This window comes from Leifsonia aquatica (genome assembly GCF_014190775.1).
Taxonomy (GTDB): Bacteria; Actinomycetota; Actinomycetes; order Actinomycetales; family Microbacteriaceae; genus Leifsonia; species Leifsonia aquatica.
In genome coordinates this window covers 1-24483 of the sequence record NZ_JACHVP010000001.1, presented here as the reverse complement: position 1 = coordinate 24483, position 24483 = coordinate 1, and the positions used below count along the sequence as shown (strand labels likewise).

19 protein-coding genes, 1 tRNA gene, 1 other RNA gene and 1 pseudogene are annotated in these 24483 nt (G+C 71.2%); 6 read left to right on the top strand and 16 right to left on the bottom strand.

The annotated features are described in order from the left end of the window. Positions 1–106: 106 nt before the first annotated feature. The 8 genes from recR to ffs form a co-directional block, all read right to left on the bottom strand. Positions 107–703 (bottom strand): recombination mediator RecR, encoded by a 597-nt coding sequence (gene recR / locus FHX33_RS00110; RefSeq protein ID WP_021759103.1) that lies wholly within the window; start codon positions 701–703, stop codon positions 107–109. A gap of 3 nt (positions 704–706) precedes the next feature. Next, positions 707–3244, bottom strand: a complete 2538-nt coding sequence (locus FHX33_RS00105) for a DNA polymerase III subunit gamma and tau (protein ID WP_183428033.1) — start codon at positions 3242–3244, stop codon at positions 707–709. Positions 3245–3290: 46 nt separating this feature from the next. Next, positions 3291–4535, bottom strand: a complete 1245-nt coding sequence (locus FHX33_RS00100; protein WP_338091991.1) for an acyl-CoA thioesterase/BAAT N-terminal domain-containing protein — start codon at positions 4533–4535, stop codon at positions 3291–3293. Next, positions 4532–5920, bottom strand: a complete 1389-nt coding sequence (locus tag FHX33_RS00095; protein ID WP_183428032.1) for an acyl-CoA thioesterase/bile acid-CoA:amino acid N-acyltransferase family protein — start codon at positions 5918–5920, stop codon at positions 4532–4534. The genes FHX33_RS00100 and FHX33_RS00095 overlap by 4 nt, the downstream gene beginning before the upstream one ends. Before the next feature lie 16 nt (positions 5921–5936). Then, positions 5937–7133, bottom strand: coding sequence for an acetate/propionate family kinase (locus FHX33_RS00090; RefSeq protein WP_021764972.1), 1197 nt, complete (start codon positions 7131–7133; stop codon positions 5937–5939). Beyond that, positions 7130–9253 (bottom strand): phosphate acetyltransferase, encoded by a 2124-nt coding sequence (gene pta, locus FHX33_RS00085; RefSeq protein WP_183428031.1) that lies wholly within the window; start codon positions 9251–9253, stop codon positions 7130–7132. The genes FHX33_RS00090 and pta overlap by 4 nt, the downstream gene beginning before the upstream one ends. A 3-nt stretch (positions 9254–9256) precedes the next feature. After that, on the bottom strand, positions 9257–10603 hold the full coding sequence (locus FHX33_RS00080; protein ID WP_021757786.1) for a DUF1254 domain-containing protein: 1347 nt from the start codon (positions 10601–10603) through the stop codon (positions 9257–9259). Positions 10604–10702: 99 nt separating this feature from the next. After that, positions 10703–10799: signal recognition particle sRNA small type (gene ffs, locus FHX33_RS00075), an RNA gene on the bottom strand. A 99-nt stretch (positions 10800–10898) separates the two neighbouring features. Between ffs and FHX33_RS00070 the strand changes: the two genes are divergently transcribed. Continuing rightward, positions 10899–10986, top strand: a tRNA-Ser gene (locus tag FHX33_RS00070). A 114-nt stretch (positions 10987–11100) separates the two neighbouring features. Here FHX33_RS00070 and FHX33_RS00065 read toward each other — a convergent pair. After that, positions 11101–12075: a GNAT family N-acetyltransferase gene (locus tag FHX33_RS00065; RefSeq protein WP_021757790.1), complete on the bottom strand. Its 975-nt coding sequence runs from the start codon at positions 12073–12075 to the stop codon at positions 11101–11103. 150 nt (positions 12076–12225) lie between these two features. Here FHX33_RS00065 and FHX33_RS00060 point away from each other — a divergent pair, with 150 nt between their 5' ends. Further along, positions 12226–12717 (top strand): hypothetical protein, encoded by a 492-nt coding sequence (locus FHX33_RS00060; RefSeq protein ID WP_021757792.1) that lies wholly within the window; start codon positions 12226–12228, stop codon positions 12715–12717. Positions 12718–12810: 93 nt separating this feature from the next. Then, the gene (locus FHX33_RS00055; protein ID WP_021757793.1) at positions 12811–14913 is read left to right on the top strand and encodes a carboxypeptidase regulatory-like domain-containing protein; all 2103 of its coding nucleotides are present in this window, start codon (positions 12811–12813) and stop codon (positions 14911–14913) included. Between the two features lie 147 nt (positions 14914–15060). Here FHX33_RS00055 and arfA read toward each other — a convergent pair. The 6 genes and pseudogenes from arfA to FHX33_RS00025 all read right to left on the bottom strand — a co-directional run bounded on the left by arfA (position 15061) and on the right by FHX33_RS00025 (position 22216). Beyond that, positions 15061–16574 (bottom strand): annotated as a pseudogene (gene arfA, locus FHX33_RS00050) (arabinosylfuranosidase ArfA). After that, the gene (locus tag FHX33_RS00045; protein ID WP_021757796.1) at positions 16571–17881 is read right to left on the bottom strand and encodes a family 1 glycosylhydrolase; all 1311 of its coding nucleotides are present in this window, start codon (positions 17879–17881) and stop codon (positions 16571–16573) included. The pseudogene arfA and the gene FHX33_RS00045 overlap by 4 nt, the downstream one beginning before the upstream one ends. Beyond that, positions 17881–18768, bottom strand: a complete 888-nt coding sequence (locus FHX33_RS00040) for a carbohydrate ABC transporter permease (RefSeq protein WP_021757798.1) — start codon at positions 18766–18768, stop codon at positions 17881–17883. Before FHX33_RS00040 ends, FHX33_RS00045 begins: the two co-directional genes overlap by 1 nt. Beyond that, the gene (locus FHX33_RS00035; RefSeq protein ID WP_021757800.1) at positions 18768–19715 is read right to left on the bottom strand and encodes a carbohydrate ABC transporter permease; all 948 of its coding nucleotides are present in this window, start codon (positions 19713–19715) and stop codon (positions 18768–18770) included. The genes FHX33_RS00040 and FHX33_RS00035 overlap by 1 nt, the downstream gene beginning before the upstream one ends. 63 nt (positions 19716–19778) lie before the next feature. Next, positions 19779–21038 carry an ABC transporter substrate-binding protein gene (locus FHX33_RS00030; protein ID WP_021757802.1) on the bottom strand — a complete coding sequence of 420 codons (1260 nt, stop codon included), beginning with the start codon at positions 21036–21038 and terminating at the stop codon, positions 19779–19781. A 125-nt stretch (positions 21039–21163) separates the two neighbouring features. Next, positions 21164–22216, bottom strand: coding sequence for a LacI family DNA-binding transcriptional regulator (locus FHX33_RS00025; RefSeq protein ID WP_021757804.1), 1053 nt, complete (start codon positions 22214–22216; stop codon positions 21164–21166). A gap of 84 nt (positions 22217–22300) precedes the next feature. Here FHX33_RS00025 and FHX33_RS00020 point away from each other — a divergent pair, with 84 nt between their 5' ends. Both FHX33_RS00020 and FHX33_RS00015 read left to right on the top strand, forming a co-directional pair. Then, complete coding sequence (locus FHX33_RS00020) at positions 22301–22528, top strand: hypothetical protein (RefSeq protein ID WP_039920988.1); 228 nt, start codon at positions 22301–22303, stop codon at positions 22526–22528. 51 nt (positions 22529–22579) lie between these two features. Continuing rightward, a complete protein-coding gene (locus tag FHX33_RS00015; protein ID WP_039920990.1) occupies positions 22580–23116 on the top strand; it encodes a hypothetical protein in 537 nt (178 codons plus the stop codon). Between the two features lie 9 nt (positions 23117–23125). On the opposite strand, the gene FHX33_RS22025 is transcribed toward FHX33_RS00015, so the two are convergent. Further along, complete coding sequence (locus FHX33_RS22025; protein ID WP_021757809.1) at positions 23126–23734, bottom strand: GNAT family N-acetyltransferase; 609 nt, start codon at positions 23732–23734, stop codon at positions 23126–23128. A gap of 17 nt (positions 23735–23751) precedes the next feature. Here FHX33_RS22025 and FHX33_RS00005 point away from each other — a divergent pair. Beyond that, a partial coding sequence (locus tag FHX33_RS00005) for a helix-turn-helix domain-containing protein (protein WP_183428030.1) occupies positions 23752–24483 on the top strand: 732 nt, incomplete at its 3' end.

Genomic DNA, 24483 nt, shown 5'->3' with positions numbered 1-24483 from the left:
GGACACTCCTGGACTGACGGGTTTCCCATCCTACCGTCCGGGTGCATGCCGCGATCTCCATATGACGACGCGACGGCGGGAGGGGCTCGGCGCCGCTCGCCGCGGGTCAGGAGACCTGGCGGCGGCCTTCGAAAGCGCGACCGAGCGTGACCTCGTCGGCGTACTCGAGGTCGCCGCCGACGGGGAGGCCGGAGGCCAGGCGGGTGACCCGGATCTCGAGCGTGGTCAGCAGGCGGCTGAGGTAGGTCGCCGTCGCCTCGCCCTCGAGGTTGGGGTCGGTGGCGATGATGACCTCCTGCACGGTGCCGTCGGCCAGGCGCTGCATCAGCTGACGGATGCGCAGGTCATCGGGGCCGATGCCGTCGATCGGGCTGATCGCACCGCCGAGCACGTGGTAGAGCCCGCGGAACTCGCGGGTGCGCTCGATCGCGACGACGTCCTTCGCCTCTTCGACGACGCAGATGAGCTCGGGCGAGCGGCGCGGGTCGCGGCAGATGGTGCAGGTCTCCTGTTCGGAGACGTTGCCGCAGATCGCGCAGAACCGGACCTTGTCGCGCACCTCGAGCAGCACCTCCGCCAGCCGGGTGACGTCGAACGTCTCGGTCTGGAGGATGTGGAACGCGATGCGCTGCGCCGACTTCGGGCCGATGCCCGGCAGGCGGCCGAGCTCGTCGATCAGCTCCTGGACGATGCCTTCGTACACCGGTTACCTCATCCCCATCGTGGGCGGGGCGTCGATCTCTTCGATGAACGTCGCGCCGAGCAGCTCGCGCACGACGGCCTCGCCGTAGCGCTGCGGCTCCTGGAAGGTGGGCGTGCGGGCACCGGTCGCGGCCGCCGAGCGCTGCGCGGCAGGAGCCGGGGCGGCGGAAGGAGAGGTGGTGGAAGCGGCGGGCGCGGATGCGGAGACGGACGCCGCGCGCGCGGGCGGCGCCGAAGGGGTCGAGGCAGGAGCCGGGCCGTCCGTGGAGGCAGGGGCGACCGACCAGTCACCGGCGGGCTCGTCGGGCGTGGGCGGCTCGAAGGGCGGCTCGGTCTCGTCCGGCGGCACGTCGTCGAAGGGCGGCTCGTCCGCCGCGGGAGCGGTCGGCGCGGGACCCTTCGGGCTGGCCGGGGTCGCGGCCGGGCGCGTCGGCGCGGGGGCGGCGGCCGGAGCCGCGGGGCGCTCCATCGTCGCGACAGCCGTGGCGGCGGGAGCCGCACCGGCACCGGGGATGCTCACGATCGCCCAGTCGGTGACCGGACCCGTCGGCGCGGACGCCTCGGGCGCCTTCGGGGCTGCGGCCTGCTCCGTCCGCGGAGCGGCAACGGCAGGGGCAGCATTCGCTGGCGCAGGGGCAGGGGAGGAGGCGGACGCCGCGGGAGCCGACTGACCGGCGGCGCCGGCGCCGTTGGCGTCGCCCGGCCACGTGTCGGCGACCGGAGCGGTGGGGGCACCGGCACCGGGGCGCTGACCGCCGCCGGGGCCGCCGTCGGCGCGCGCGATGAACTTCACGCGGATGCCGAGGATGTCGACGATCGCCTGGCGGAGGTACTCGCTGACGCCGGGGGTGCCGGGAGCCTGCGACTGCCGGAAGCTCTGCACGTCGTTGTCGCTCGGGAACGACAGCGTGAGCACGTCGCCGTCGAGCGCGCGGACCTGGGCCGTGAAGACGACCATCCAGGCGCTGCGCTTGGCGCGCTGGACGGCATCCAGGATCTGCGTCCAGGAGTCCTTGACCTGCTGTGTGGTGACGGGCCCGACCGGGGCGGGGGTCGCAGCGGGTGCGGGCGCAGCCTTCTCCGCGGCCGGAGCCGCCTTCTCGGCCGTGGGCGCGGGCTTCTCCGCAGCGGGAGCCGTCTCGGCCGGAGTCGAAACGGCGGGAGCCGAGACGGCGGGAGCCGAAACGGCCGGAGCGGCCGGAGCCGGTTCAGCGGGAACCGCCTCGGCGCTCGGACTCGAGACCGGCGCCGACGCCGCGACCGGCTGCGGAGCCGCAGACGCGCGCACGGGAGCAGCAGGGGCGGCGGCCGGGCGCACCGGAGCCTCGGGCGCGGCGGCCCGGGAGGCTGCCGCAGCCACTCCCCCGTCGCCGTCGCTGACACCGACACGGCGTTCCAGGCGCTCGACGCGGGCGAGCGCACCGCGCTCGGAGGCGTCGCTCGACGGGACCAGCACGCGGGCGAGCAGGAGCTCGAGGTGGAGTCGGGGCGAGGTCGCGCCCGTCATCTCGGTGAGGGCGGCGTTGACGATGTCGGCGGCGCGGCTGAGTTCGGCAGCGCCGAACTTCATGGCCTGCATTCCCATGCGGTCCAGCTCGTCCTGCGGCACGCCGCGGAGCACGGCCGCGGCGCCGTCGACGCTGGTCGCGGCGACGACGATGAGGTCGCGCAGGCGCTCCAGCAGGTCCTCGACGAACCGGCGCGGGTCCTGCCCGGTCTGGATGACGCGGTCGACGGCGGCGAACGCGCCGGCCGCATCCCGAGCCGCGATGGCGTCGATGACCTCGTCGAGCAGGGCGGCGTGGGTGTAGCCGAGCAGGGCGACGGCCCGTTCGTACTCGATGGCCTCGCCCTCGGAGCCGGCCATCAGCTGGTCGAGCAGCGAGAGCGTGTCGCGCGGCGAACCGCCACCCGCGCGAACCACCAGCGGCAGCACGCCGGGCGCGACCGTCATGCCCTCGCTGTCGCACAGGCTCTGCACGTACTCGAGCATCTGCGCGGGCGGCACGAGCCGGAACGGGTAGTGGTGGGTGCGGGAGCGGATGGTGCCGATGACCTTCTCGGGCTCCGTCGTCGCGAAGATGAACTTCACGTGCTCCGGCGGCTCCTCGACGATCTTGAGCAGCGCGTTGAAGCCCTGCGGCGTCACCATGTGCGCCTCGTCGAGGATGAAGATCTTGTAGCGGTCGCGCGCCGGGGCGAAGATCGCGCGCTCGCGGATGTCGCGTGCGTCGTCGACGCCGTTGTGGCTGGCGGCGTCGATCTCGACCACGTCGAGGGATCCGCTGCCGTCACGGCTGAGCTCGACGCAGCTCGCGCACTTTCCGCACGGGGTGTCGGTGGGACCCTCCGCACAGTTGAGGCAGCGGGCCAGGATACGGGCCGACGTCGTCTTACCGCAGCCGCGCGGGCCGGAGAAGAGGTAGGCGTGGTTCACGCGATTGGTGCGCAGCGCCGTCATCAGCGGCTCCGTCACCTGCGATTGGCCGATCATGTCGGCGAAGGTGTCGGGCCGATATCGGCGATAGAGAGCGGTTACCACTCCCACATGCTACTTGCCGCCGCTGACAATCGGGCGGGCGGGCGGGTCAGTGACCGGGGACGGTGGAGGGCGCCGTCAGGGCCGCCGCGATCGCCCGCCACACGGCCTCCCGCCCCCGCTCGGTCGCCTGCGCCGCAGCGCCGTCCGGGAGGTTCAGCGGAGTGTATGGCGGGGTGTAGAAGAGGTGCTCCGCACCGGCGGCCCTGACGTAGGTGTCACCCGGTCGCGCCGGCCACAGGCGCGCCGCCTCATCCATCCACGTGCACGCGTTCGTCAGCTGCTCGTCGCTCTCCGCACAGCCGAGGACGACCGGTCCGCGGATGCGTCCGAGGTCGAGCACGGACGACGCCCGCACGTCGGTCGTGCCGGTCGTGCAGGGGACCCACGCGCCGCCCACGGTGACCGCCGGGTTGGGGACCGGGGAGGGGCACACCAGACCGGTCGTGCCTCCCGGTGCGATCGCGCCGTAGACGAGCCCGGGATGCGCGACCGCGAGCCAGAGCGCGAGCTGCGCGCCGCGCGAGGTGCCCATGACGAAGATGCGCTCGTCGTCCACACCCGGCTGCGACTTCAGCCAGTCGACGGCCGCGAGCAGCCGCTCGGCGGGGACGGTGCGGCGCGGCTCGAGCTGCCCGGCGCTGCCGAACGTCGAGAGGTCAAGGGCGGGGTATCCCATCGCCGACAGGGTCGCGGCGGCGAGCACCCCGGTCGGCGTACCGGGGTCGGTCCCGTCGAGGACGAGTACCGCGGGGCGGAGGCCCTCCGGGCGCAGCACGGGCGCGAAGTAGTCGGCGCTCAGCCCGTCGTCGAAGACGGCTGCCGCGGGCGCCGCGGCGGTCAGTCCCACCCGCTGCACGTGCGTCGACGCCACGCGCAGGCCGCCGATCGTCGCACTCAGTCCGACCGAGACCGTGGCGCCGCCCCAGGTCTGGTCGGAGGTCGCGGCGCCGCCGTCCGCGCGCCGCATCGTCCAGAAGAGACCCATCGGGTCCGCCCCCGAGAACGGCGCCTCCACGGGCGCCTGCCGCGCCAGATCGACCTCGCCGTCCGGAGGCACGGCGTACACGGCGTGGGACGACCAGGTGCCGCCCGTCTGCGCGACGGCGGTGATCGTCACCCGGCCGCCGGGCGGGAGCCCGTGGAGGCTGATCCGTGCCGGCTCCCACACCCCCGTCGGGTTCGCCTCGACGACGAAGCGCGGTCCGCCCGCACGCGCGGTCGTGCAGCCGGCCAGCGACGCGAGGCCGAGGGCGGCGACCGCGATCGCGGCGACGATCCGGGAGGCCCTCACGAGCGCGTCGCTCTCAGGACGATCTGGGCCACAGCGTTCCAGAAGGCGACACGCGCCTGCTCCGTCGCCTGCGCGTCCGCGCCCGAACCGGCCGGGGCCCCCGAGCCGCCCTCGGGGAGCGACACCGGCAGTCCCGGCGGCACGGTCACGGCGTGTCCGGCCCGCGGCGCACTCTGGATGCTGTCGCCGGCCCGCACCCCGCGCGCCACGGCGAGCGCGGCCTGGCCGGAGCACGCCGACGGCAGCACCGTATCCCGGGCGCCGCAGGCGAGGACCACCGGGCCGTCCACGCGGCCGAGCGCTATCACCGAGGCGGCGGAGACGGGGCCGGGATCGACGCGGCACGGCAGTCCCGCGCCGTCCTCGAACGCGGGCGCCGTCGATCCGGACGGCAGGCAGAGCAGCTGTGGCGCCCCTCCCGCGGCGAAGACCCCGTGCACCCGCGTCGGGAACCGCGTCGCCGCCCAGAGGGCGAGCGGCTCGGAGACACCGGTGCCGTAGACGTAGATGTTGCGGGTGTCGATGCCCTTCTGCTCACCGAGCCACGCGAGGGCGCGCTCGACGGTCGTGCTGTCGACGACGCTCGAGGCGTGCACGCCGTCGGGTGCCGACGACACCGGGAGCACGAGCACCGACGCCCCGAACCGCGCGAGGAGGGGCGCGGCGAATCCCGAGGAGGCGCCGGGCGCCGGGTCGTCGAACATCAGGACGCCGGGGGTGATCGGGCGCTCCTGCGTGGTCGCACTCCAGAACTGCGCGACGGGCTGGTCCTCGTGGGTCTCCCGAGGGAACCGCGACGGGGTCGCGCCCTGCAGGTCGCGCGTGTACAGCGTGTGCGGCCGCAGCCCGTCGGCGAGGCCCTGCAACTCGAACGTCCGCGACGCGACCAGCCGGTCCGCGTCGAAGGCCGAGAGCGTCACCGGGAGGGTGTCGTGCATCCACTGCGTCGCGAGCGCCGCTCCGGAGAGGTCCGGCCCGTCGAGCGACCAGAACAGGCCGACCGAGTCGGGTTCGGCGAACGGGGCGAGCTGGGGGCGGGAGGTAGCGAGGTCGAGCATCCCTCCGGCTGGCACGGTGTAGGTCGCGGACGACCGCCAGGTGCCCCGGTCGTTGGCGAGGGTGGCGACGATCCTCACCCGGCTGCCCGGCTCCGCGCCGACGAGCTGCAGGGGAACCGGCCAGAGCACCGACGTGTAGTGGATGAGCGGGGGCGTGACGAAGCGCGGTCCGGTCGCGCCGTCGGACGTCGTCGCGCACCCGCCCAGGGCGAGGGCGACCGCGGCGACGGCCGCGACCACTCCGCCGAGAATGGAGAGGGAGCGGCGCTGCGGGGAGCGGGCGGGAGGCTCTCGCCGTCCGTCTCCGTCGCCGCGCCGTCGCCGCATCCTGGATCCTGTCCGATCAGCCCTCGGCCGAGACCGCCTGGAGGGATTGCCGGGCGATCTCCAGCTCCTCGTTCGTCGGCACGACCAGCACGGTCACCGGCGAGTCGTCGGCGGAGATCACGCGGGCCTCGTGCGACGTGGACGCGTTCCTCTCGGGGTCCAGCCGGATCCCGAGCACCTCGAGGCCCGCCAGCGTCTCCGCGCGCAGCTGCACGTCGTTCTCGCCGACGCCCGCGGTGAAGGTGAGCACGTCCAGCCCGCCGAGCAGGGCGGTGTACGCGCCGATGTAGTGCCGCAGCCGGTGCACCACCGTGTCGATGGCCAGCCGGGCGGACGCATCGCCGGCTTCGGCCGCGTGGCGTACATCGCGCATGTCGCCGCGTCCGGCCAGGCCCAGGAGGCCGCTGCGCCGGTTGAGCAGCTCGTCGAGCGCATCCGTGTCGAGGTGGGCGCGCCGCGCCAGGTGGAGCAGGACCGCCGGATCGAGGTCGCCCGAGCGGGTGCCCATGACGAGCCCCTCCAAGGGCGTCAGCCCCATCGACGTCTCCACGGAGCGTCCCGCGTCGACCGCACAGGCCGAGGCGCCGTTGCCGAGGTGCAGCACGATCTGCTTCAACTCCGCGAGCGGGCGCCCGAGGAACTCCGCGGCGGTCTCCGAGACGTACTTGTGCGACGTCCCGTGGAATCCGTAGCGGCGGACGCGGTACTTGTCGGCCAGCTCCGCGTCGATCGCGTACGTGTACGCGGCGGGCGGGAGGGTCTGGTGGAACGCGGTGTCGAAGACGGCCACGTGCGGCACGTCCGGGAACGCCTTCTCGGCCGCCCGGATGCCCTGCAGGTTGGCGGGGTTGTGCAGCGGGGCGAGGTCGGCGAGGTCCTCGATGTTGATCTCGACCAGCGGGGTCACGATGGTGGGCTCGAAGAACCGCTTGCCGCCGTGGACGACCCGGTGGCCGACCGCGACGAGGGGGTTCTCGTCGAGACTCGGCCCCTCGCTCGCGAAGAGGTCGAGCATCGCGCGGAACCCGGCGGTGTGGTCCGGGATGGGGAGCGAGCGCTCGGTCGTCCCGCCCGGCCCGCGGTGGCGGATGTGCCCGGACTCCTCGCCGATCCGCTCGATGAGGCCGCTCGCGAGCGCCTCCTCGGTGCCGGCGTCGATCAGCTGGTACTTGAGCGACGAGGAGCCGCTGTTCACCACGAGGACGGCGCTCATGCCAGAGCCGCCTGGATCGCGGTGATGGCGACGGTGTTCACGATGTCCTCCACGGTCGCTCCGCGCGACAGGTCGTTGATCGGCTTGCGCAGCCCCTGCAGCACCGGCCCGATCGCGACGGCGCCCGCACTGCGCTGCACCGCCTTGTAGGTGTTGTTGCCGGTGTTGAGGTCGGGGAACACGAAGACGGTCGCGCGCCCGGCGACGTCGGAGCCCGGCATCTTCGCAGCGCCGACCGCGGCGTCCGCTGCGGCGTCGTACTGGATGGGGCCGGCCACCGCCAGCTGCGGCGCCCGCTCCCGCACCAGGGCCGTCGCGGCGCGCACCTTGTCGACGTCCGCCCCGGCTCCGGAGTCGCCGGTCGAGTAGGAGAGCATGGCCACCCGCGGTGCGATACCGAACTGGTCGGCCGTGCGCGCGGACGACACGGCGATGTCGGCCAGCTGCTCGGCAGTCGGGTCCGGGATGACGGCGCAGTCGCCGTAGACGAGCACGCGGTCGGCGAGCGCCATCAGGAACACGCTGGAGACGACGGACACCCCCGGCGTGGTCTTGATGATCTCGAAGGCCGGCCGGATGGTGTGCGCGGTCGTGTGGGCCGCGCCGGACACCATCCCGTCGGCCAGGCCGAGGTGCACCATCATCGTGCCGAAGTACGAGGAGTCGGTGACCGTGTCCGAGGCCTGATCGACCGTGATCCCCTTGTGGGCGCGCAGCTTGGCGTACTCGGTCGCGAAGCGGAACCGCAGCACGTCGTCGAACGGGCTGATGACCTCGGCCCGCGAAAGGTCGAGGCCGAGCTCGATGGCGCGCGACCGCACCTCGAACGGCTCCCCCAGGATCGTGAGCCGCGCGACGCCACGTGCGAGCAGCGTGCCGGCCGCCCGGAGGATGCGGTCGTCCTCCCCCTCCGGGAGCACGATGTGCTTGTTCGCAGCGCGCGCCCGCTCGATCAGGTCGTACTCGAACATCAGCGGCGTGACGACGTCGTGGCGCGTCACGTCGAGGCGGCCCAGCAGGGCGTCCGCGTCGACGTGCCGCTCGAAGAGCGCGAGGGCCGTGTCGTACTTGCGCTGCGAGTCGGCGGCCAGGCGGCCGCGCGCGTGCGTGATCCGCACCACGGTGTCGTAGGTGTCGAGCCCGGTGCGGACGATCGGCAGCGGCGAACGCAGGCCGGCGAGCAGGCGCTCGATCGGCTCCGGGAGGTCGAACCCTCCGTTCAGGACGATTCCCGCGATCGACGGGAAGGTCCCCGACGCGTTCGCCATCAGCACGGCCAGCAGCACCTCGGTGCGGTCGCCGGGGACCACGACGACCGCGCCCTCCACGAGCCGCGGGAGGACGTTGTCCATCGACATGCCGGCGACGACGACGTCGAGCGCCTCCCGGCCGAGGAGGGTCTCGTCGCCCGCGATGAGCGTCGCGCCCGTCGCCTCGACGATGGACCGGATGCTCGGCGCGACCAGGAACTCGTCCTCCGGGATGGCCCAGACCGGCGGCCGGTCGCCGCCGCGCTCGGCCGGGACGATCTCGGTGATCGCCTCGACGATCTCGTCGAGGCGGGAGCCGTCGGCGCGGTTGGCGACCACGGCGAGCAGACCGGCATGCTCCGCGCGCATCTCGACGAGAGCGAGCTCGGCGAGGTGCTGCAGGTCTTCGGGAGAACGCGGCTCGGCCTGGCCGAGACGCTCTCCGAAGCCCTGCCCGACGCGGCCGCCCAGCACGAGCAGCACGGGCGCGCCCAGGTTCGCGGCGATGCGCGCGTTGTACCCGAGCTCCGTCGGGCTGCCGACGTCGGTGTAGTCGGAGCCGAGGATGACCACCGTGTCGAACCGGGACTCCACGGCGCGGAACCGGTGCACGATCTCGGCGAGCGCCGCGTCCGCGTCGACGTGGACGTCCTCGTAGGTGACGCCGATGGCCTCTTCATACGAGAGGTCGGCCGTGACGCGTTCCAGCAGCAGCTCGAGCACGTAGTCGCGCTCGACCGTCGAGCGGGCGATCGGGCGGAACACGCCGACCCGGCCCACGGAGTGCCTCAGCGCCTCGATGACGCCGAGCGCGACAGTCGACTTGCCGGTGTGCCCCTCGGCCGAAGTGATGTACAGCGAACGGACCACGTCTCAGCCGATCCGCTCGATGGCCGGCAGACGGTACTCGCCCGAGAGCACGGCGGCTCCCGGCGCGTACATGCGCATCAGCGGGCGGAACTCCCCCTCCGGCGTCGGCAGCCAGTTGGCGGCCTCGGTGGGATCGGTCGGTCGGGTGGTGCTCATCGTGATCGTCAGTCCTCCGTCGTCGTCGTACACGATCCCCCTCGTGCGGTCGCCCAGGGAGTACCGGTCCGCCGCGTTCGCGACGAGGAAGTATCCCGGGAGGTCGTACATGGTGAGGGACCAGAAGGCGCCGACCGGCGGGGTCGGCGCGAGGCGCAGCCGGTACGCGTGCTCACCCGTGAGCGCGTTGCCGTCCGCATCCTCGTACGTCGCGGAGTACACGGCCTCGTAGCCGTGGTTGCCCCACAGCCCGCCGAGGGCCGCGCCGGCGCGGACGGCGTACCGGGTGCGCGGGTCGTCGAGCTTCCAGGCCGGGTCGTCGAGCGTCCCGACCTCGAAGAAGTCGAGGTTGTAGTCGAACGAGTGCAGGGTGAGCTGCCAGTGGTCGACGACCGGCGCTCCGGTGCGCAGGGAGGCCTCGAGCGCCTCCTTGCCCACCGCGTAGCCGGTCTCGAGTGCGGCCTGGACCTCCGCCGGGAGCGCGTCGACGGGGACGTCCCCGGTGAGGCCGAGCCCGGCGTACGTCGCCAGCGCGGCGCGATCGCGCTCGGCCGGCGGGAACGCCTGCGACCAGACCCGCATCCGCTCGAAGAAGGTCAGCGCCTCGGTCGCCGCGGGCGCCACCGGGGGCACGCCGTCGGGAGGCGTCAGCGACCGGCGCAGCGGGGTCAGCGTCAGGGCGTCCTGGAGGGCGTGCACGGCAGGGAGGTCCTCCTCGCCGTCCACGGCCCAGCGGCCGACGATGGAGGCGATGCGGGTCGGGAAATGGATGCGCGTCGGGCCGCCGGCGGGATCCTCCGGGTCGGCCTCCGGTCCCTCCCAGTCGGGCGGGAGCAGCAGGAAGTCCCCCGCTCCGCCTCCCGTCGCGCGAGTGCCGATGTAGGCGAAGTTCTCGGTCCACGCCGAGACGAACTGCAGCACGTAGTAGCGCTCCCCCGCCTCCGGGACGCTCAGGAGCACCGGCCCGACGCTCAGGTCGACCTGGGCCATGGAGTAGACGGTGTCGTTGTTGATCGACACGAACGTGTCGGCCGGCCCGGCCAGCGTGCGCCCGTGGCCGAACACGTTGTACGGGGTGGGAGGGACGGCTCCGATCCCGGCGCTCACGAAACGTTCGACCTGCTCCAGGTCGAACACCAGGGGGAAGCCCACGACATACGCTTCGGAGGCCAGCTCGGCCATCTGCTCGGTCACTCCACCATTCCATTCTTCGGCGGGATGCCCATTCTACAGAACGTAGAAGAGCGGGCGATGCTGCCCTCACTCTACGCGGGCGCCCCGCGGCGATGGAATGAAAAAGACCCCCCACGCACCCGCCAGAGCCCGGTTACCCTTGCTGCGTTTCCGCCCTGGGGGAGTTGGCCTGGATGGCGCCACGTGGGGAGCCGTCGAACAGTCTAGCGGGTCGATCTGGGGGCTCGTGCACGGACCCCCTCCTCGCGTCCGCTAGGATATTGTGAGCCGTCGCCCGCAAGGCGGTGGCAACCAAGGAGAATTCGCCTAGTGGCCTATGGCGCACGCTTGGAAAGCGTGTTGGGTGCAAGCCCTCGGGGGTTCGAATCCCCCATTCTCCGCCAGTAGTCCCTCTCTCGCCGCGCGCCGGTCGCGACATTCGTGCCGAATGTCGACTTCGGAGCCGCGTAAGCCGACATTCGGCACGAATGTGTCGCGGCCACGCGTGCCGGGGCGCGTCAGAGCTCGATGCTGTAGTGCACCTGGGTGTCGTGGGTGACGAACCCGGCGCTCTCGTAGAGCCGCAGCTCCGCGCTCGACGGGTCGGCATCGGCACGGAGGCTGGCGCGTCCGTAGCCCTGGGCCTGCACATCCCGCAGGGCGTGGGAGATCAGGGCCTCTGCGACGCCGCGATCCTCGTACGCGGGCCGCGTGGCGATGACCCGGAAGTAGGCGTCACGGACGCCGGTCGCCGCGGTCTCCGCCTCCCACGAGACCACCAGCACCACCCCGGCCACCGCCCCGCTCCCGACGTCGCGGAGCAGGAAGCTCGACTCGGGCCGGAAGCTGGAGTTCACCGCCCAGACCGTCCACTCCTCGGCGCTGAGCTGCGACCTCCCCTCGGCCAGGGCGACCTCGTTGCGGACCGCGCGGAACTCCTCGTCGGTCTCGACCGTGTACGCCTCGATCCGCAGGCCGTCGGGGATCGGGGCGTCCGGGATCGGGGCGTCCGGGATGGCGTCGCCGAGTGGATGCCGCAGGTGCCGGCTCCATTTCGTCGCCGTCATGCCCGCCGCACGGTACAGGGCGACGGCGCCGTCGACGTGCTCGCCGTAGACGGATTCGACGACCAGCCGGAGCGTGGGGTGATGCAGCGCGTGCAGCTCCTGGGCGGTCTCCAGACCGTGGCGCATGAGCCTCGTGCCGAGTCCCTGGCGGCGATGGGTGGGGCGCACGGCACCGGCCGCCTGCACCCGGTGGACGATCTCGGCCGCCGGCTTGTAGTGCACCGCCGAGAAGCCGACCATCGTCGCGCCCTCGAACACGGCCAGGGTGGAGGTCGGGAGGTCGTCGACCGGAGACTCCAACTCCTCGGCGGCGTCCTCCACGGTGTACTGCCCCCACACGTGGTCCTCCGCGTCGATCGCGTTCAGGAGGTCGGCCATCGCGGCACCGTCGGAGACGGTCAGCGGGCGCCACGAGAGGTCGGTCACGCCCGCAACCCTAGCGCCGAGGAGAGGGCCGCGACGGCGCCGACATTCGTGCCGAATGTCGACTCTGGCGGCGCGAAAGTCGACATTCGGCACGAATGTGCGTGGCCCGCTCGCGGTACCGCACTCGTAGCAGGGGCGTAGGGTCGGTGGATGTTGCAGAATCGCGAAGTCGGCGGGGCGACCATGGGGGCCGATCGGCCCACCGCGACCGGACAGATCGTCTTCGGGCCATGGGGGTACCTGAACCTCGCGGTCCCGGTGGCCGTCGTCGCCGTGTACTTGTGGGCGCTCTCACTCCAGCTCAGCGACCCGCTGGGAGCGCACTGGTCGTGGTTCGCCCTCATCGTCATCGTGGCGATCTCGGCGATGGGCTGGGCCAGCAGGAGGTTCGGGGCGGAGAGCAACCAGAGGTATCGGCGAGGCCCCCGCGATCTGCGTTACCGCACGCAGCAGATCGCGCCGTTCGCGGTCCTGGCGATCCTGCTGGTCGCGTTCCTCGGCTTCATCGTCGGCGCCTCCGGAATGTTGACCGCGATGAACGCGCTGGCGTGCGGGGTCACCCTGGGGCTGGCGCCGCTGTACTTCCAGAAGCCGCCGATGGCGTCGGACGATCGGGCTGCGGGCGACCTCTCACGAATGTAAGCAGCGTGTAACGTCTCGGGGCATCTGGTCATACCGCGTGATAGCTTTTCGCGAGCGCGGTGCGCGCTGCTGGCCCGACCCGAAGAGGCTCCGATGACCGTGCCCCGCCCCATCCTCCGCGCCCGCCTCGCGCGTGCGGCCAGCATCGCCGCTGCGTCCATGATCCTCGCCGCTCTGGTGACGCCGCCGGCCCAGGCCGCCGTACCGGCGAGCACCGGGAGCATCAGTGGGACGGTTGCCGCTGCCGCCGCACCAGGAACGCCGCTGAGCGCCGTGTCCGTAACGCTCTACGATGCCGGCGGCGTGAGAAGCACCGCCGCCGGGCTGGCCGACGGCCACTTCGTCTTCGGCAACCTGCCTGCAGGCTCCTACCGGCTCGGCTTCGAGTCATGGAACAGACCTGGCAACCTCCTCACCCCGTACTGGCGCGGCGCCCCGTCGCTCTCGACGGAGACGCCCATCGTCGTCGCGGACGGCACGAGTGTCACGGTCCCGACCGTCCTCATCCCGGCGGGGGCGACGATCTCGGGAAGGGTGACCCACGATGGAGCACCGGTGGAGGCGACCTCCGTGATCCCGTACGACAGCACCGGATCCGCATTGCCGATCGTCGCGATCACCACCGATGCTGACGGCCGGTACACGATCGGCGGCCTGTGGCCGGGGACGTACCGAGTGCAGTTCTCCCCCGCGTACGGCATCGCCGCCCAATTCTGGAGCGGCAAAGGCTCCCTCGCGACCGCGACGCCGATCACCGTCACTGCGCAACAGGCGGTGACGGGTATCGATATGAAGGCGACCTCCGGCGCACGTGTGTCGGGGACGGTCCACTACAACGGCAGCGACCCCACCCACCGCCTGGTGGATACGCGGATCCTCCTCCAGTCGCCGGCCGGTGACGTCGAGCTGTATGCGACCGCGGACAGTACCGGGCGCTACTCCGTCAGTCAGGTGCCACCAGGCGACTACCGCGTTCACTTCTCCGGCCCGGGATTCGACTCGGTCTACTACGGCGGCACCGTCTTCCCGACCCGAGCCGCTCTCGTCCATGTGTCGGCCGACCAGCAGGTCACGGGGATCGACGGGACGCTGTCGGACGAGGCGGTGATCACGGGCACGACGAGCTATGTGTACCACGGTCTCAGTCAGAAGCCTGTCGGGGTGCTCGCGTACGCTGTCACCGCTGACGGCCAGCGGGCGACCGTCGGTGCGGCCACTCCGGACAGTCTCGGCCGATACCGGATGAGGGGGCTGCCTGCCACGAAGGTCCTGGTGGAATTCACGTCGAGCCCGAACGTCAGTGTCGATCTCCTGTATCCCGCCGTCTCGGAGTACTGGCGCGACTCGCCCACGGCTGCACGGGCGACGCCGATCGATCTCATGCGGGGCCAGACCGTCAGCGGCATCGACGCGATCCTCGCCGATGCCCCGCGGCCGGTTCCCCTGCACGACTACTCCGGAGACGGACCCGTCGACCTGCTTACCATCGACGGCACGGGACGCCTCCTGAGCTACCGCACGAACGGGCGGCTCGGCTGGAGCACGCCGACGTCGAAGCAGGTCGGCTCGGGATGGGGCGCCATGCGACTCGTCGTCTCCGCCGGAGATTGGGACCTCGACGGATACCCGGATGTCATCGGCGTGAACACTGCAGGGGACCTCATGCTCTATCGGGGCAACGGGCACGACGGCTGGCTCTCCGCGAAGCGCATCGGATCCGGATGGGGCGGCATGACGGCGGTCGTGGCGGCGGGCGATTTCGTGGGCGACGGCCGCCCGGACCTCCTCGCGCGTGACGCTGCCGGCCGTCTCCTCCTCTTCGAGAGCAACGGCTTCGGCGATCTCGCCACGAGTGGGCAGGTCGTAGGAGTCGGGTGGAGCGGCATGACGACGATCATCGGCGGTTCCGATCTCACGGGTGACGGATTCGCCGACATCGTCGCCCGCGACAGCAGCGGACGCCTGCTCGTCTACCCGCACACGCCGGCCGGGTGGAAAGCACCCACCGTCATCGGCACCGGATGGGATGTGATGAACCGGATCCTCATCGCCGGCGACGACACCGGGGACGGTGCACCGGACGTCGTCGGTCGTGACGCGTCCGGTCAGCTGTGGGTCTATCCCTATACGCCCGGACGGTGGGGAGCCCCGGTGCGGATCGGCGTCGGCTGGAACATCTTCTCCTGGGTCGGTTGAACCGGGAGGTCAGCCGTCGGGGCCACCGGCGATGAGCGCTTTGCGGAAATGGAGCTCACCGAGACGGCACGACACGCCCTCCCCCGTGACGTCTTGTCGCGGAGAAGGGCGTGTCGTGACTACTCAGGGCAACGCGGAGCCAAGCGCTCAGCCGAGCAGGATCTCCGTCCACGAGACGGCGGGGAGCTCGATCCGGAGGGTCGAGCCGTCGCGCGTGATCGGGGCCTCGGCGAGGGAGACGCGGTCGGGGTTCTCGAGCGTGTTGGCGGCGTCGAGGTCCGGGTCGCTCAGGGTACGGGCGCTCACGGTGAGGCCGGTAGCGTCGGCGCCGAGCTCGGCGAGGTCGATGACCAGCTCGGTGGGCGCGTCGACCGCGCGGCTGACCGCGTAGATCGCGTACCGGCCGGACTCGGCGTCATGGGTGGCGACGGCATCCACGAGCGGAACCTCGCCGAAGCGCTCGGTCGGGTACGTGCCGCTGGTCACGTGGACGTCGAGGGCCACTCCCCGCCCGTTCGCCGACGTGGCGGCGAACGGGAAGAACGTCGTCTGGCGCCAGGCCGGCCCGCCGGGCTCGGTCTGATCGGGGCGATCACGTTGACGAGCTGGGCGAGGGAGGCGCTGGTCACACGGTCGGCGTGCTTGAGCAGGGTGATCAGGAGGCTGCCGAAGACGACAGCGTCCGAGACCGTGTAGGTGTCCTCGAGGAGGCGGGGCGCGGTCGGCCAGTTGTCGACGCCCGCGATGCGGTCGACGGTCTCGAAGCGGGTGTTGTACCAGATGTTCCACTCGTCGAACGAGATGTCGATCGTCTTCGTGCTGCCGCGGACGGCCTTCACGTGGTCCGCGGTCGCGACGACGCTGTTGATGAAGTAGTCCATGTCGACGCCCGAGGCGAGGAAGGCTCCGAGGTCGCCCGTGTTCTCGTAGTAGGCGTGGCAGGAGATGTACTCGACGTCCTCGTAGGCGTGCGTGAGCGTGACCCGCTCCCACTCGCCGAAGGTCGGCATCGACGAGCTCGAGGAGCCGCAGACGACGAGCTCGAGGTCCGGGTCGACCATCTTCATCGCCTGCGCGGTCTTCGCCGCGAGCGTGCCGTAGTACTCGGCGGTGCTGTGACCCACCTGCCAGGGCCCGTCCATCTCGTTCCCGAGGCACCACATCTTGACGCCGAACGGGTCGGTGCGGCCGTTGGCGATCCGCTGCTCCGACAGGGCGGTCCCGCCGCGGTGGTTGGCGTACTCGAGCAGGTCGAGCGCCTCGGCGACGCCGCGGGTGCCCAGGTTGATTGCGAGCATGAGCTCGCTGCCGACCTTGTCGAGCCAGTCCTGGAACTCGTGCAGGCCGATCTCGTTGCTCTCCGTCGAGTGCCAGGCGAGATCGAGCCGGGTGGGCCGCTCCTCGCGCGGGCCGACGGAGTCCTCCCACTTGAACCCCGAGACGAAGTTGCCGCCCGGGTAGCGCACGGTCGAGACGCCGAGTTCCTTGACCAGCTCGATCACGTCGGTGCGGAAGCCGTCGGCATCTGCGCTCGGGTGGCCCGGCTCGTAGATGCCGTCGTACACGGCCCGCCCGAGGTGCTCGAGGAACGAGCCGTAGATCCTCGGGCTGATCGCACCGATGACGGCGGAGGGGCGGAGGGAGAGGTGTGCAGTGTTCATTCGTTCTTCCGTCGGTGGTCTGCGGTCGGTGAGGAGGTCGTGGTCGAGGCGGCGTCCGCCAGGCGGCCTGCGTGCTCGCGGTATCGGTCGGCGACGGGGTTCGCCACACGCAGCAATCCGTCGGGCGACTCGACCAGGTCGTGGAGCCCCATCGTGAGGAGGTGGTCCGCCCGGGGCGCATCCGTGTGCCGCCAGGTCCATTCGTACATGTCGAAGAGCGGCCACCAGACGTAGCCCACGATGTCGGCGCCGTCGGCGCGCATCCCCTCGACGAGGGCGAGCGAGTCGTCGAGCCAGGCGAGTCGCTCGTCGACCGTGCCCGTCACGCAGGTCTCGGTGACCATCACGGGAGCGCCGTAGCGGCGCGCGAACGACAGCAAGGACTCCCGGAGCCCCTCCGCGCCGCGGTCGACGCTCGGTCGCGGGTCGGCGAAGCCGCCCCCGTGGCGCACGCCGGGTTCGAAGAGCTCGGTGGAATGACGCGGGTAGTAGTTGACGCCCATGATGTCCGGATGCACCGCGTTGACGCGGAACCACTCCAGCTCGTCGTCCGGCACGGCCGAGGCCAGGCGGTCGCGCAACGGGTGGGCGGCATCCACGCGGCCGGTGACGAGATCTTCCACGAGGTGGACCTGGTGGCGCAGCCGTTCGGCCTCCTCACGGTGCTCGGGCGCGGTGTCGTCGCCGATGAAGCTCATCGCCGCGTCAACGTGCACGAACACCGCACGGTCGCCGATCACCGAGGCGATCGCGCGCTGGCTGCGCACGAAGCCGCGGGCGAGGTTCGCCGCGATGCGGGCGAAGCCGTCCGCTCCCTCCAGGTACGGGGGCCAGTAGCCGTACTCTCCCGAAAAGAGGGCGTGGATGACCGGCTCGTTGACCGGCGTGTAGTCCGTCACCCGATCGCCGTACCGCTCGGCGAAGCGGCGGGCGTACTCCTCGACATGGCGCGGATAGTCGGTATGCGCGAACTGCCCGTCCAGCCAGAGCGGCGTGCCGTAGTGCAGCAGGTCGATGATCGGCCGGATCCCGTGCCCGAGCATCGACTCGATCGCGCGGTCGGTCCACTCCCAATCCCAGACGCCCGGCTCGGGGGCGACACGGTACCAGGGCACGCCCCAGCGCAGGAGCTCGGCGCCGACACCGGCCGCGAGGGCGAAGTCGGCGTCGAACCGCTCGTAGTGCTCGGTCAGCTCGTACTCGTCGATCGCGCGCTCGCCGGGCCGCGCCTGGGGCACGAAGGTGTCCTCGATGCCGAGCCCGAGGTGCAGCCGGCCGTCGCGGTACCAGCGGTCCGTCGTCGTCATCACTTGATCCCCGTGGTCGCGACGCTCTCGATGAAGCGCCGTTGCATGATCAGGAACATGACCGCGAGCGGGAGCACCGCGATCAGGGAGCCGGCCATCATCGTGCCGTAGGGGATGATGCCGCTCGGGCCGGTCAGCAGGGTGAGGCCCGACGTGATCGTCCCCATCTCGGGCGACGTCGTGAAGACGAGCGGCCAGAGCAGGTCGTTCCAGTTGTTCACGAACGTGAAGATGGCGAGCGTCAACATGGCGGGCACCGCGTTCGGCAGCACGATGCTCCGGAAGATGCGGAACTCCCCCGCCCCGTCGATGCGCGCCGCGTTGTCGAGGTCGCGGGGCAGCGACAGGAAGAACTGCCGCAGGAAGAAGATGCCGAACGCGTCGGCGGCGCGCGGGATGATCAGCCCGGCGAAGCTGTTCACCCAGCCGAGCTGCGCCACCAGCTGGTAGACGGGGATGAGCGTCGCCTGGAACGGGATCATCAGGCTGGCGACGATCACGACGAGGAGCACCCGGTTCCCGCGGAAGTCGAGCCGTGCCAGCGCGTAGGCCGCGAGGGAGTCGAAGAACAGCGCGAAGACCGTGACGCCTCCCGCGAAGACGAGACTGTTGAGGAACAGCCGCGCGAACGGGAGGTCGCTGAAGATCTTCGTGAAGTTGTCCAGCGTCCAGGTACCCGGCACCAGGGTCGGCGGGAACGCGTTGACCTCGGCCGCGGGCTTGAAGGCGGTGAACACGATGATCGCGACGGGCAGCAGCACGATCGCGGTGAGCGCCAGCACGGCGGCGAAGAGCAGCCAGCGCTCGGTGGTGCGGCCGATCCGGCGGCGCCCGCGGGAGGCTCCGGTCCGGGCCGGCGCCGGGGTGGTTGCGGTTGCGGCGGTCATCAGGCGTTGTCCTTCTCGCGTCGTCCGAAGAACCGGAACTGCACCAGGCTGAGGATGAGGGTGGCGGCCAGCAGCACGTAGGAGAGCGCGGTGGCGACGCCGAGGTCGAGCTTCTTGAAGCCCTCCTGATAGATCTCCATCACGACGGTCTGGGTCGAGCGGTACGGGCCGCCGCCGGTCATGACGTAGATCTGGTCGAACGCCTGCAGGGCCGCGATCATCGCGAACACGATCACGAAGGCGAGCGTGTTGCTGAGCTGGGGCAGCGTGACGCTGATGAACCGGCGCCAGGCCCCGGCTCCGTCGATCTTCGCCGCCTCGTAGAGCGATTCCGGGATCTCTTGCAGCCCCGCGATGAAGATCACCATGTAGAAGCCGAAGTTCTTCCAGATCGCCACCAGCACGACGGTCGGCATCGCGAGCGCGGGATCCTGCAGGACGTTGCCGAGCTGGATGCCGATGGAGCGGAGCCAGTAGTTGAGGAGGCCGACCTGCGGGTCGAGCAGGTAGGTCCAGGCGAATGCGGCGACGGCGAGGGAGACGATGAACGGGAGGAAGAGCGCCGTGCGGAAGATCCCGCGGGCGATGAGCCTGCGGTTGCCGAGGAGCAGGGCGAGCAGCAGGGCTGCGATCAGGGCAGTCGGGGTGAACAGCACCGTGTAGACCGCGGTGTTGCCGAGGGTCGACAGGATGCGCGGGTCGGTGAAGACGCGCACGTAGTTGTCGAGACCGACCCACTCCTCGATCCCGAAGCCGCTGGCGTTGGTGAAGGAGAGTCGGAGCGCCGACAGCATCGGCCAGCCGACGAACGCGATCAGGATGACGAGGGCGGGCAGGAGGAACAGGAGTGCGATCGGCGCCTGGCGCCCCGAGCGCGGTCGCCCGCCGAGCGGGGCCGGCGGCCGGTACGCGCGCTTGCGCTCGCGGGAGCGGGTGAGTGAGGTCATGGTCGCTTTCGTGGTGGGCGGCCGCCGTGACTGCGACGGCCGCCCGGGTGGATCACGGGTGTGTCAGTTCCCGAGGGCCTGCTGCACCTGGGAGGAGGCGGACTTCAGCAGGTCGGCGGGGTCGCCGCCGGTGAGCGCCTTCTGGGTGGCCTCGTCGACCGCCGACAGCACGTCCGTGCTGTTGGCCACACCGGGCAGCAGCGGCCGGGCGTCGCCGACGAGGTCGGTGAGCGAGGCGACGACGGGGTTCGACGCCACCGCGGACGACGGGATGTCGGTGCGCAGCGGCGGCCAGCCGGAGCCCAGCGACCACTTCGTGGCGACCTCCTTGGTGAAGAAGTAGTCGAAGAACTTCTCGGCGGCGGCCTTCTTGGTCGAGTCGGCCTGCGCCGTCACCGCGGCCGAGATGCCGATCGCCGAGGCGGCGGAGCTCTTCGGCCCGGCGGGGATGCCGGCGATGCCGTAGTCGATCTTGTTCTCGGTGGCGACCGACGCCATCCACGGGCCGCCGATCTCCATCGCGGCCTTGCCCGACGAGAAGAGCTTGTCGGAGGCGACGCCGTCGAGGCCGGTGGGCGAGATCTTGCCGTTGCGCACGGCGTCGGCCCAGTAGGTCAGCGTCTCGGTGTTGGCCTTCGAGTCGAGCGCGGACGTCGATCCGTCGACGATCTCGCCGCCGTTGCCGTAGAAGAGGCTCGCCCACACGCCGTTGCCGACGGTGGCGTGGTCGGGCAGCGCGAGCCCGTACTGCTCGGGGGTGCCGTCGCCGTCCTCGTCGACCGTGAGCTTCTTGGCATCGGCGACCCATTCGTCCCACGTGGTCGGGAAGCTGCTGATCCCGGCCTTGTCGAAGAGGGTCTTGTTGTAGATGACCGAGAGCGGGACGAAGCCGGTCGGGACGCCGTAGTACGACCCGTCGACCTTCTCCATCTCGACGGCGCTCGGGTTCAGCGAGGCGTTCTTCGTCGCGTCGCTCGAGTAGAAGTCGTCGAGCTTCGCGAAGGCGCCCTTGGAGGCGTAGACCGGGAGATTCTCCGCCGGCATGGCGACGATGTCCGGCCCCTTCTTGGCCGACAGCGCCGGGAGGAGGGTGTCGCCGATGACGGCCCAGGTCTTGGTGGTGGTCTTGATGGTGATCTTGTCCTGCGACTTGTTGAAGTCGTCGACGATCTGGTCGAGCACCTTGCCGTCGGCCTCCGTGTAGCCGTGCCAGAAGGTGAGCGTGACGGGGCCGGACGAGTCCGTGCCCGACGAGCCGGAGCAGCCCGCGAGCGCCAGGGAGACGCCGGCCGCGGCGGCGAGCGTCGCAAGCAGTTTCTTCATTGAATGCCTCTCGTGTGCCCGATCGCGTCGTGGATCGGGTCGGGTTTACAACGATGCAATTCCAACGTTGTAGAAGCGATTGTACAAACGTCGCCGGGCTCCGTCAACGTCGGTTCCCCGACGCCTCAGACCGAGGCGGAGACCGGCGTCCCGGCGCCGGCTTCAGCGAGCGCGGGAGCGGACTCCCGCTTCACCAGGGTCGCGGGCACGTCGAACAGGCGGGGGCCCGTCCCGGCCGGAACACGGCCGGCGATCCGCTCGACCAGTGCCTCCACCGCGATCTCGGCGACGCGAGCACGATTCGGGTCCACGGTCGACAGGCTCGGCATCGCGAACTGCGACTCGGTCACGTTGTCGTAGCCGATGACGGCGACCTCCTCCGGAACGGCCACGTGGTGCTGGGCCAGGGTGCGCAGGGCACCGAGGGCCAGCTCGTCGTTGAGCGCGAAGACCGCGTCGAACGGGACTCCCCTGTCCAGCAGCTCCTGCATCGCCTCCGCGCCGTCCCGGCGGTGCCACCCCTCCCGCGCGACCACGAGCGCCGGGTCGAACGCGATCCCGGCCTGATCGAGGGCGTTGCGGTGGCCGCGGAGGCGCAGCGCAGCCGACCCGACCCGCTCCCCCTCGTGCGCGCCGAGCACCGCGATGCGCCGCCGGCCGCCGTCGAGCAGATGGCGGGTGGCCAGGGCGGCGCCCTCCACGTTCTGGATGACGACGTGATCGGTGGGTCCGTCGAAGATCCGCTCTCCGAGCAGCACCAGCGGGTACGAGACGTCGAGCACCTCCGCGTCGTCGATGGAGAGGCCGAGGGGCGAGAACAAGAGACCGTCCATCATGGCCGTCCGCGAGCCGGTGAGCAGGGCGATCTCAGCCTCTCGCGCCCCTCCGGTCTGCTCGATGAGCACCACGTAGTCGCGGGCGCGTGCCGCCTCCAGCACGGCGTCGGCCAGCTCGGCGAAGTAGCTGAAGCGGAGCTCGGGGACGGCGAGGCCGATCACACCCGTGCGGCCGGCGCGCAGCTGGCGGGCGGCGAGGTTCGGCTGGTAACCGAGTTCGGCGATCGCGGCCTGGACCTTCGCACGGGTCGACGGGCGCACGAACTCGAAATCGTTCACAACGTTAGAAACGGTCTTGACGGAAACCCCCGCCAAGGCCGCGACATCCCGGAGCGTCGCCACCTCTCACCCCTCCTCGATCTGGAGACATCCTATTCACACCTCACGGGTCGGCACCGCGAACCCGGTTCCTGTTAGATGGGGACGATGAGCAAGAAGATGTTCTCCCAGCTGTGCGCCACCGCGGTCATCGCGGTGATCACGCTGCTCATCGGGCGCTCGATGCACGACGCCGGCACCGTCATCCTTTTCGCCGTCGGGGTGCTCGCGACCATCCTGAGCGCGTTCCGCGTGCGCAGCATCCGGGCCCGCGAACTCGCCGCGAAAGCGGCCCGTGTCCCCCAAAATGCCGCTACCGGAGACACCGACCGATAAGTCAGGCTCGGTTCGATGACAGAGCAACGGGAACTCGGACGGGAGACAGGCGTGACGCGCGAAACAGTGCTGCGCCCCTTCCGGTACCTGTTCACGCGCGGCGTGATCGCCATCCTGGCGCTGACGACCCCCGTGTTCGCCGTGCTCTACTGGCTGTCGATCCCGACCGGCGGCTGGCCGCTCGTGCTGATCGCGCACCTGCTGGTCGTCGCGGCCACCGTGCTCTGCGTCTACTCGTTCCTGAGCGTCACGATCACCGTGGGCACCGACGGGGTGCGGGAGCGCGGCTTCTTCGGCCGCGTGGTCGCCGTGCGTCCGGCGGAGGTCGGATCTGTCCTCCTGGTGCAGCTCTACGAGAGCAGCACACTCGACACCCTGCCCCAGCTCTTCATCACCGGGCTGGACGGCCGCCTCCTGATCCGGATGCGCGGGCAGTTCTGGTCCCTCGAGGACATGGAGCGCGTGGCCGAGGAGCTCGACATCCCCGTGACGCGCCCGCAGGACTCGATGACGCTGGCCCAGCTGCGGCGCACCTCCCCCGAACTGCTCTACTGGTTCGAGCGGGTCCCGGCGCTCGTCGGGCGCTGAACCCGGGCGTCAGAGCGTCGCGTCGGTCGCGATCCCGAGGGCCGGAGCGTCCGGTGTGCTCGACGGCAGCTCGGTGAAGCCGAGCCGCTCGTAGAACGCCCGGGCGCCGTGGTTCGAGGGCGACATCGTGAGGTAGACGCCGGGCACGCCGCGTTCCCGCAGCGCAGCGAGCAGGGTGCGGATGAGCGCGCGCCCGAAGCCCTGGCCCTGCAGTTCGGGGAGCAGGTCGATGTGGAGGTGCGCCGGGAACCGGTCGACCTCGGGCACGATCGCCTCGCGCACGTCGAGTCCGAAGCCGATCGCCTGGCGTTCGGCGTCGTCCCTGGCCCGCTCCAGCGGGTACTTCGCGCGGAACGCCGGGAGCCATTCCGCCTCGTACCAGTCGGCGAAGGCGAGGCTGTCGGCGACGGCGATCACATAGCCCGCCACGTGATCGCCGGTGTCGACGACGAAGGCGAGATCGGGCTGGTAGGCGATGTACGGCCCGGCGAAGACGTCGGGCAGCAGGTCGTCGCTGGAGTACGCACCGGTCGCGTCCTGACCGCTCGCCCCGGTCCGGACGCAGATCGCGTAGACATCGTCGCGGTCGGCCGGCTGGAAGGGACGGATCGAGCTCACCGTGAAAGTATGGCAGCGTGAGTCCGCACACCGCCGCCGTGCCACGCAGCAACGGCCTGCTCACGCGCACCGGCGACGAGCCCGTGCGGATCGGCCGGGTCTTCCCCGGCGACGCGGCGAGCGCGTTCGTCCGGCACTACTGGCTGCCGCGCTGGACCCTGCCGGAGGGGCGGACCCTGCGCCCGCAGGTGCTCGAGTACCCGGCGGCGAACCTCGTGATCGAGCCCGACTCCGCCCTGCTGCACCGGGCGAGCCGGGGCGTGAGCGGCCGCACCCTGCGCGGATCGGGATGGGCGTTCGGGATGCTGCTGCGCCCGGGTGTCGCGCGCGGCTGGACCGGCGCCTCCCTCCGTTCGCTGCCCGCCGCCCTTCCCGCGAGCGAGCTCGCCCTCGACGGGCTGGATGACCTGCTGCCCGTGGTCCGCGTCGCGATGGCCGACGGCGACGACGCGGCCGCGGTCACCGTCGTCGAGAGCTGGCTGGGCGGCCTCCCGGTGCCGGGCGAGGAGGCCCGGCTCGTCGACGAGATCGTCGCAACCGTCGAGGAGGACCGCGAACTGCGCCGCGTCGAGGATCTCGCCGCGCGGTTCGGCCTCGGCGTCCGACACCTCCAGCGCCTGGTCGCCGGGCACATCGGCTTCGGCCCAAAATGGCTCATCCAGCGCTACCGGCTGCAGGAGGCCGCGGCGGCTCTGCGCTCGACCGAACCTCCCGCGCTCGCCACACTCGCGCTCGACCTCGGATACGCA